Raw genomic sequence first — 9,139 nt, 5'->3', positions numbered from 1 at the left:
GGCAACTCGACAATTGGATTATTTAAAGCAGTGAAAATCTGCATCAGTAAGAATAAGGGTGGCTGGTGACTCTTCGTGTGACGGACGTGCTCGGTGACGATGGCAGCATCGCCCGACGTATGAAGAACTTTGAATCGCGTCCGCAGCAGATTGAGATGGCGACGGCCGTTGAACACGCAATCGACACGAAGCAGCATCTGGTCGTCGAAGCGGGTACCGGTACCGGGAAAAGTTTCGCCTATCTCGTTCCTGCCATCATTGCCGCGACCGCGAAACAGGGTGAGGGAGGACAACGAAAGAAGATCGTCATTTCGACGCACACGATCAGTTTGCAGGAGCAATTGATCGGCAAGGATATCCCCTTTCTCAACGCCGTGATGCCCGTCGAGTTTTCCGCAGTCCTGGTCAAAGGACGTGGCAACTATATCAGTTTACGGCGGATGAAGGGGACCGTTGATCGGTCGAAAGGGATCTATTCCCGTCCTGACGAGCTGTCGCAGTTGCAGCAGATTGTCGAATGGTCGCGATCGACGACCGACGGCAGTCTGGCAGATCTGGATTTCAAACCGCTGTCTAATGTCTGGGATGAAGTTCATAGCGATCATGGCAATTGCCTTGGAAAAAAATGCCCGACGCACGACCAGTGCCTTTACTACAAAGCTCGACGACGCGTCTGGAACGCAGACGTGATGGTGGTCAATCACGCCCTGTTCTTTGCCGATCTGTCTCTACGCCGGGAAGGGATCAGCCTGCTTCCCGATTATGACGTCGTCGTCTTCGACGAGGCTCATACCGTTGAACAGGTCGCTGCAGACCATCTCGGGATTTCCGTCTCTAACGGACAAGTCGAGTACATGCTGGGCAAGCTCTACAATGACCGGACTCAGAAAGGACTCCTGGTCCGAATGCCCACGGCAGACGCTTCAGTACTCGACCTGCAGCGGCAAGCGATTCGTTCGATCGAACGCATCCGTTTCCTGTCCGGAGATCTGTTCGCTGCGATTCACGAGTGCCAGCGTTCCCACGCAGGAAAGAACGGACGATTCCGCAGTCCGGTTGAGATCGAGAATACGTTGGGACCGGCTCTCAAGGAACTCTCCTCGTGGATCCTGCAAATCAGTTCACACATCAACTCGGATGAAGAGCGGATTGAATATACTTCGGCAGCCGAAAGGTGCAGTTCGCTGGCCGACTCACTGAATTCGTGGTTACAGCAATCGATTGAAGATGCCGTCTACTGGCTTGAAACCAGTGGCCAGCAGCAGCAGCGGATTAAACTGGTCTCTGCTCCGATCGATGTGGGACCCGTGCTGCGAGATGAATTGTTTAACAAGGTCAACACGGTCATTCTCACGAGTGCAACACTCGCAGTGGGAGGTCAGAGTTTCGCATTTATCCGCCAGCGTCTGGGACTGACACGATCGACCGAGAAGAAGGTCGGCAGTCCGTTCGACTACCGGGCTCAGATGAAACTGATTCTTCCCGAAGGGATGCCCGACCCGAGTGAGTCTCCCGCTGATTATGAAACCGCCGTCTGCGAACGGATCCAGAAGTACGTGGAACTGACTCAGGGTCATGCGTTCGTGCTGTTTACCAGTTATCAGATGTTGAGGAACTGCGCACGTCGTCTGACTCCCTGGTTCATCTCAAAAAACCTGAGTCTTTACTCTCAGGCAGATGAGATGCCGCGCACGATGCTGCTCGAAAAATTTCGCAACGATCCGGCGGGAATCCTGTTTGGAGCCGACAGTTTCTGGCAGGGGGTCGATGTCCCCGGAGATGCTCTTCAGAACGTGATCATCACGAAGCTCCCCTTCAGTGTTCCCGATCATCCCCTGCTGGAAGCACGACTCGAAGCCATTCGAACCGCGGGGGGGAACCCCTTCATGGACTATCAGGTCCCCGAAGCGGTGATCAAACTTAAACAGGGATTCGGTCGTCTGATTCGCACTCGCTACGACAAAGGGATCGTTGTGATCCTGGATCCGCGGGTCAAAACCAAACGCTACGGGCGGCTGTTCCTCGACAGCCTTCCCGAGTGCGAGATCATTAATGATCCTTGATCACTGTTGATCAGGTCGACCCCGTAACTAACCGCTCTCCAGACAAATCCATCTCCTCTCGCTTAGTGCTGTTTCATGACCGAGTTACCCGCCGAAGAAAACCGTATCGCCAACGAGGAGTGTCGGCTGCTTCAAGAGTTGCGGGCGACGCCGGGATTGCTCGAACAGATCCGCCAGTCAAGCGGGTCAGAGCTTGCGCTGCAGTCGGCACTACGACGACAGTATCCCGACGATCTGGTGCGAATGGCTGTCTCACTGCATCAGTTCCGCTTGAAAGCGCGTGGCAAGTTCTCGCGGGCAGAACAGATGTGGTTCGACCGTCAGGGGCTCGAACAGTCTACGGCAGAGGTCGTATCACGTTATAAAGCCCAACGCTTCAAAGGGACTGTCTGGGATCTGTGCAGTGGAATCGGAAGTGATTCGATGTCGCTCGCCGCGCATTGCGATGTGACAGCGGTCGACATTCATGCCCCCAACTGCCTGAGAACCATGTGGAACGCCGAGGTCTATGGCGTTGCCGACCGAGTCGAGATGCAGTGCCGCGATGTCCGCGAACTGACCTCCTTCAGTCATCTCGTTCATGTTGATCCGGACCGGCGACCTGGCTCTTCGGGGCGAGTCTCGCGAATCGAAGATTATGTCCCTGGACTCGACTATCTGAATGAGATCATGCCGCGATGTCCGGGTGGTGCGATCAAGGTAAGCCCCGCCAGTAACTTCGGTGGTAAGTTCCCCGACGCCGAGATTGAACTGATCAGCCTCAATGGGGAATGCAAAGAAGCGACCGTCTGGTTTGGCGAACTCGCCAGCGATGCGCTGTTTCGCGCGACCGTCTTACCGGCGGGAGAAAGTATCTCTGGGCACCCCTTGGACGTACTGGTTCCGGTAAGCCCTCTGGGACAATATCTCTATGACCCCGATCCCAGTGTCGTACGAGCTGGACTTGTCGATGTGCTCGCGGATCGGCTGGGACTAAGTCGATTGGACCGGGCCGAAGAATATCTGACGTCCGATCACCTCGTGACGTCGCCCTTCCTTCAACCGTTTGAGGTCCTGGAGAATTTACCCAATAATGAGAAAGAACTGAAAGCCTGGCTGAGGAAAGCCAGCGTCGGACCATTGGAAATCAAGTGCCGACATATTCCGATACAAGCCGATGTACTTCGCAGGCGACTTCCGCTGAATGGCTCGGAACCCCGAGTCATCGTGTTCGCTCGACTCGATGGGAAGGCCCGGATTGTCGCAGCCCGACGCATCAGTAACGAACATCAGTAACGAACAGCGGAGCGGAGTTATTCGAACTCCGTATGACGGGTCTCTGGCAATCTGGTTGCCATTTTCAGGCCATCACAAGATTTCGAACGCGTCCTTACAGCGCGCCGGCAGCTAACTTTCATGTCGCTATGCAAAGTGGTCGCTCAGGCTCCACTCAATGGCAGAAACACTGCCAGTCGTGGTGGCACGGCAGGTATCAATTCGTCCGTCGCAAGGCCGTCACGCAGATGTCATCGCGCTGCGCCCGACCGTCACAAAATGCGTCCACAGCTTCAATCAAGGCGGGGACAAGCTCGGTTACCGATTGAGGGCCATCGGCAATCACTTGTCGAGCTCGCTCCTTCGCGAACAGCTCATTTCGCGAATTCATCGCTTCTGTGATTCCGTCGGTATAAAAGAGAATCACATCATCGGGTTCCAGCGGGATCCGCAGCAACTCGTATTTCTGGTCAGGCATGACACCCAGAGGCAAGCCCGACTCTCGGTTACCAATGATGTCGGTTCCCTTATTCCGCCGTCGAAACACGGGAGGAAGATGCCCTGCACTGGCGAGTTGCAGTTCATGGCGGGATGGATCAAGAATGGCAATTGACAACGTGATGAATCGGTAGCCGAGTTCACTATTCGCCATCTCAGAATTCAGACTGTCTAATGCCTTGTTGGCGCACTGAGCATTAAACAGGTGATATCGAACCGACGCGTTTAAGCGGGCCATCAGTAACGCGGCGGGGATTCCTTTTCCGGCGACGTCCCCAATGATCACGGCGATTCGTTCATCAGGTAACCGAATGAAGTCGAAGTAGTCTCCGCCGATACTTTGTGCCGCAGCGTAATAGTCGGCAAACTCATATCCCGGAACAACGGGAGGCTGGCTCGGCAGGAAGCTCATCTGTACCTGCGCCGCAATCTCCATATCCCGTTCAAAGTCGCGTTGCTTCAGCAAGGACTCGTGCATTGCCCCGTTTTCAACGGCCAGACTCGCCTGAGCCCCCACGCTGACCAGCACATCCAGGTCATCCGAGTTAAATGGCTGCGAGACGTCGAACGTGCTGATCTGCAGAACCCCCATGGCGTTGCCGCTGGTGTCCATCAGCGGAGTGCACATCAGAGAACGCAACTGCATCTCGGCGATACTTTCGCTGTGTTGGAAACGGCGATCTCCATACACGTCCGCACTCAGAATGGCCTGACCACTGTCCATGGCCTGCCTTACCACGGTCATGCTGACAGGGACATCATCATCGTCATCGCTTCGTCGTGACTGCGAACAGCGAATCCGCAGTTTGTCCGAATGATGATCCTTAAGTAACACAAACCCCGAATCGGCCTGTGGGAAGATCTTGAACAGAGAATTCAGAATCACAGGCAGCACGTCAGAAAGGACGAGCACCTTCCCCAGGGCCATACTGATTTCAAGGATCGCCCGCAGCTTCGCCTCGGGGCGTACATTCAGCCTTAATCCCTGAGCCGACGATCCCGCAGAGATAGAGGTCAGGACTGAAGAGCTTTCCAGTGCTTTTTCCGACGCAATCAGTTCGGGCTCGGAATCAATCTCAGGATCCGGCGCCGAAACGGTCTCGCGGATCCCTCCGATGGCAATCACACTGGAGCCAGGTGAAACCGGGATCGACGGGCCGCTCGCCTTTCGCATGAACATGAAGGCATAGTCGCAGACCTTGATCTCGTCACCATCACGAAGCTCGGTCCGTCCTCGAATAGAGTTCCGGTTCACTTGCGTACCATTACGGCTGCGCAAGTCTTCAATCAGGAAGATACCATGCTCTTCGACGATCTGAGCGTGCTGACGACTGACAGAGGCGTTGTCGAGAACAATCTGGCACGAGGGATGGCGGCCCAATACAACGGCCTCTCCCGACAGGGCAAGTACCTGACCGGCAGAACTTCCTTTGATGACCTTGAGGTATGCAACGGTCAAGGGAAACTCCGATGAGACCAAAAAGACGACGCGTCCGGCCCGAATTGAAGGGATAAGCTCCTTCCCTTCAGCGTAGCACGGGGCCGAAACGCGTTCAATCGCCATGCAAGGATTTGAAGCAAACCAAGTTCACATAATAAGATCCATCTACGAACCCGATTCCGTTCGCAGCGGCGGCGGTGTTTAGCCTCGTGCGAACGGGAGACAGGGGAAAACGCAACTCCTTGGTTCCCCTGTCTCTCAACTGCTTCTGACGATCGCTCATCGAGAGACCGCTAATTGCTCGGCAGCGAGTTGCGGAAGAAACTGCTGCACAAAGGTAATGGCTTCTTCCACCTGATCGGCCTGGATCAGGACCAGATCACCCGGCTTCATCTGTCGCAAGGTAATTTCGATGGCCTTCATTTCGCCCCGCGTCTCAATGATCTTGTCCGATCGCAATCGCGTACCGCGGGCGAATCCCTGACGCATCAGGCGGCAGACCTCGCCGTCCTCACGGCCTCGCGTGCAGGCGTCTTCATAGAGCACCATCAAATCGAACCCGTTGGCAATCAGTTCCGCCTGTCGGATGATGTCCTCATCCCGGCGATCGCCGGCGGCCGTATAGACGATCAGACGACGTTCATGGGGCAGTTTGTCGAATGCTTCACACAGGGCAGAAAGAGCAGCCGCGTTGTGGCCGTAGTCGATTACCAGAGTCGATCCCGAGAACTGGATGACATTGAATCGGGCGGGGACTTTCTGCGTATCGTTGACGAATGTTTCCAGTGCGTGCCGGATCATTTCAAACGGCACCCCCAGGGTCCATCCGGCAGCCGCAGCGGCCATCGCATTTTCGACCTGAAAACCGATCAACCCGCCAAATGTCAGGGGAACGGAATCGAGGAGTGCGATGCGAGCTTCCCATGAGCCTTCGGCGGCCATGATGCAGTTATTACGCAGGTAGATGACTTTGCCCCCTTTGGCCCGATGTGCGGCGACCAGCGGGTTCGACAGCGATTTCGCAAAGTAAAGGACTTTACCCGGGCAGTAATCCGCCATCCCAGCGGTGAGTGGATCATCCGCGTTGAGCACCGCATAACCGGTGGGGGCAACCGATTCTACAATGACTCGCTTCACGCGGGCCAGTTGTTCGGGAGTATCAATCCCGTTCATCCCCAGGTGGTCACCTTCAGAGATGTTGGTCACGACCGCAGTATTACACGCGTCAAAGCCCAGCCCTTCCCGTAAAATCCCCCCCCGTGCGGTTTCCAGCACCGCTGCCTCGACGGCCGGGTTCGACAGGATCGTCCGGGCACTCTTGGGGCCACTGCAATCACCTGAATCGATCCGGCGATCGTTCAGATAAACGCCATCGGTGCACGTCATGCCGACGCGTTTGCCCGTGCAGCGGAGAATGTGTCCCAGCAGCCTCGTGGTGGTCGTCTTACCGTTGGTTCCGGAGACGGCCACAATCGGAATCCGCCCGTCGTCCCCTTCTCCGAACATGGTCCCCACGATGGCCTCGCCCACGGGACGCCCTTTGCCCGAGGAGGGTTCCAGGTGCATACGCAGACCGGGGGCAGCGTTGATCTCGACGATGATCCCCCCCTGCTGCTCCAGGGGACGGCTGATGTCCTGACAGACAACGTCGACACCCGCGATATCCAGTCCGACCATCCGCACGCCGTCGATGACGCGAGCGGCCACTTCCGGATGGACCAGGTCCGTGACATCTGTTGCCGATCCACCCGTACTCAGGTTCGCATTGCGGCGCATCAACACCACTTGTCCCGCTGCCGGAACAGAGTCAACCGTCAGGCCCTGATCGGCCAGCACCCCTTTGGCGATCTCGTCGATGCGGATTTTGCTGAGCGACGTGGCGTGATCCTCACCGCGGCGAGGATCCTTGTTCGTCTCTTCCACGAGCTGCAGGATCGTATGACGACCGTCGCCGGTGACTTGAGGAGGCTCGCGACGGGCGGCTGCGACCAGCTTGTAGCCGATGATAAGGAGGCGGTAATCCCCCCCGTGTGCGAATTTTTCGCAGATGATCTCGTCACCTTCTTCCAGAGCGGAAGCGTACGCGGCGACGACCTGTTCGCGCGAATTCAGGTTGCAGGCGACCCCGCGACCCTGATTTCCATCCTGCGGCTTGATGACGACGGGGAGTCCAATCTCTTGAGCGGCTGCCCACGCGTCTTCGGCACTACTGACGGGACGCCCTTTCGGGACTGGAACGCCGACCGCGTCCAGCAACTGTTTCGTCAATTCTTTGTCTTGGACGATCGATTCGGCGACCGCGGACGTCCGGTCGGTTTCCGCCGCCAGAATGCGATGCTGCTTACAACCGTATCCAAGTTGCACCAAACTGCGATCATTTAGACGGCGCACCGGAATGCCCCGGTTGAGGGCCGCCCGGACGATCGAGCCTGTGCTGGGACCGAGACGGATCTGCTGATCGAGGCTGCGAATTCCCTGCACGCGGGACAGAGTATCAAATTCCTGCTCGGCGATGGCGGCGCGGACAAGATCACCACCGGCCGCAAGTGCCATGCGGCCAACGGGTTCCTCACAGTACTCGACGGTGATCTTGCAGATCCCCGGAGTCTTGGTTTCGAAGACGCGAGCGAATTTCACCTCGCATCCGGCCAGTTGCTGGAGGTGGATGGTGGTCCGCGCCAGCAGTTCTGCGAGACTCATCGCGATCGAGCGGTGCGCGATTTCAGGGGATTCTTCGAGCGGTTCTGAAGGGGGGCCAGAGCGAGAAACGGTGAGCAGTGTGGCGGCCCGAGATCGAATGTTGGCAATGTCTTGCGTCGAACGCTGCAGGTGAGCAGTCAGGTCGATCTCAACTTCAAGTACCGTCAGTTGAGACCAGATGTTCGGACCTCGCAAAGCTCGCGTTGTCCCAAGATTCATAATTCGTGCGTCCTTCAGATCCTACACTTCACCTGGCTTATCCTGATTTTGGTGGACCACACGGCCACCGTTGCTCCGGGGATGCAGAGTTGCATCCTCGTTTGCTCCTGCGAGCGCCCCATCTGCGGGGAAATCGTATCGCCAAGTACGTCTTCGTCTCGACCTGTCTATCGTGCCCGCAGTCACCCGTTTTCACAGGAGACCGACGAGTCGGCTGCTCTACTCGCAATCAGTGTGCCATCTGACCGAATGATTTCAGAACCGTTGATTGACGTTTGAGGTGGAAAAGAATCTTCCAACCCTGCTTCTCTGTTTGACCGGGCCGGCATCACCCGGACCCTGCAGGAATCAACGCTGATTCCTGCATTTGTCGCATTCGTCGTCACGCCGCAATCTCGGCTGGCTCCAGTCCCAGCAACGTTTGTAATTTCTTTACGGTTTTGGCAATTGTACAAGACTGGATCAGCAGTAACTCACCCGGCAGCAGTTCTCGCCACGCCGCGTCGACGGCCTGCGTCCAGTCGCTGATCTCGGAAATACGGGCGACTCGCCCCCTTCCCTCCGCGCCGGACCGCAGTAACTGCATGACTTCACCGGCCGGGCGGACTTCATTCTCAATTTCACACAGGGTTACGCGGTCAAATGAGTCACCGAGCATCTGTCCCTGATGAACGATATCCGCGTCGCGGCGATCTTCTTCAGCCGAATAGATGACCGCGCGCTTCGTATGTGGAAACTCTTCCAGAGCAGCAATCACCGCCCGTAAGGCGGACGTGTTGCGACCGTCCATGACGACGATCGTTTTGCCCGAGGATTCCAGCACGTTGAAACGGGCCGGAGCATCCTGAAGATTCCCCTGGAACGAGTGTAAGCCGTTCCGGATGGCGGGCAGCTCGAAACCGAGTCCCCAGCCCGCTGCAGCGGCCGCCAGGACGTTTTCGAGCTGAAAACGAACGCGTCCGCC

5 protein-coding genes are annotated in these 9,139 nt (G+C 56.8%); 2 read left to right on the top strand and 3 right to left on the bottom strand.

The genetic code is table 11. The features are described from left to right. The first annotated feature begins 119 nt into the window (after nucleotides 1-119). Both VGE80_RS18165 and VGE80_RS18160 read left to right on the top strand, forming a co-directional pair. Entirely contained in the window at nucleotides 120-2,063 is a 1,944-nt protein-coding gene (locus VGE80_RS18165) for an ATP-dependent DNA helicase (protein ID WP_373653805.1), read from the top strand. 75 nt (nucleotides 2,064-2,138) lie between these two features. Further along, nucleotides 2,139-3,338: a class I SAM-dependent methyltransferase gene (locus VGE80_RS18160; protein ID WP_440593646.1), complete on the top strand. Its 1,200-nt coding sequence runs from the start codon at nucleotides 2,139-2,141 to the stop codon at nucleotides 3,336-3,338. A gap of 196 nt (nucleotides 3,339-3,534) precedes the next feature. Here VGE80_RS18160 and VGE80_RS18155 read toward each other — a convergent pair whose 3' ends face one another. From VGE80_RS18155 to VGE80_RS18145, 3 genes are all read right to left on the bottom strand, one after another. After that, nucleotides 3,535-5,274, bottom strand: coding sequence for a SpoIIE family protein phosphatase (locus VGE80_RS18155; RefSeq protein ID WP_440593645.1), 1,740 nt, complete (start codon nucleotides 5,272-5,274; stop codon nucleotides 3,535-3,537). Nucleotides 5,275-5,535: 261 nt separating this feature from the next. Beyond that, entirely contained in the window at nucleotides 5,536-8,175 is a 2,640-nt protein-coding gene (gene cphA, locus VGE80_RS18150; protein ID WP_397569538.1) for a cyanophycin synthetase, read from the bottom strand. Nucleotides 8,176-8,557: 382 nt separating this feature from the next. Next, nucleotides 8,558-9,139 (bottom strand): glutamate ligase domain-containing protein (locus VGE80_RS18145; protein ID WP_440593644.1); only part of this gene is annotated, 582 nt, incomplete at its 5' end.

This window comes from Schlesneria sp., assembly GCF_036405755.1.
GTDB lineage: Bacteria > Planctomycetota > Planctomycetia > Planctomycetales > Planctomycetaceae > Schlesneria > Schlesneria sphaerica.
This window is presented reverse-complemented; position numbering and strand designations above follow the sequence as displayed.

Excerpts from the sequence above, each read along its gene's own strand:
- VGE80_RS18165 (WP_373653805.1), top strand. The coding sequence starts at position 120 with ATGAAGAACTTTGAATCGCGTCCGCAGCAGATTGAGATGGCGACGGCC.
- VGE80_RS18160 (WP_440593646.1), top strand. The coding sequence starts at position 2,139 with ATGACCGAGTTACCCGCCGAAGAAAACCGTATCGCCAACGAGGAGTGT.
- cphA (WP_397569538.1), bottom strand. The coding sequence starts at position 8,175 with ATGAATCTTGGGACAACGCGAGCTTTGCGAGGTCCGAACATCTGGTCT.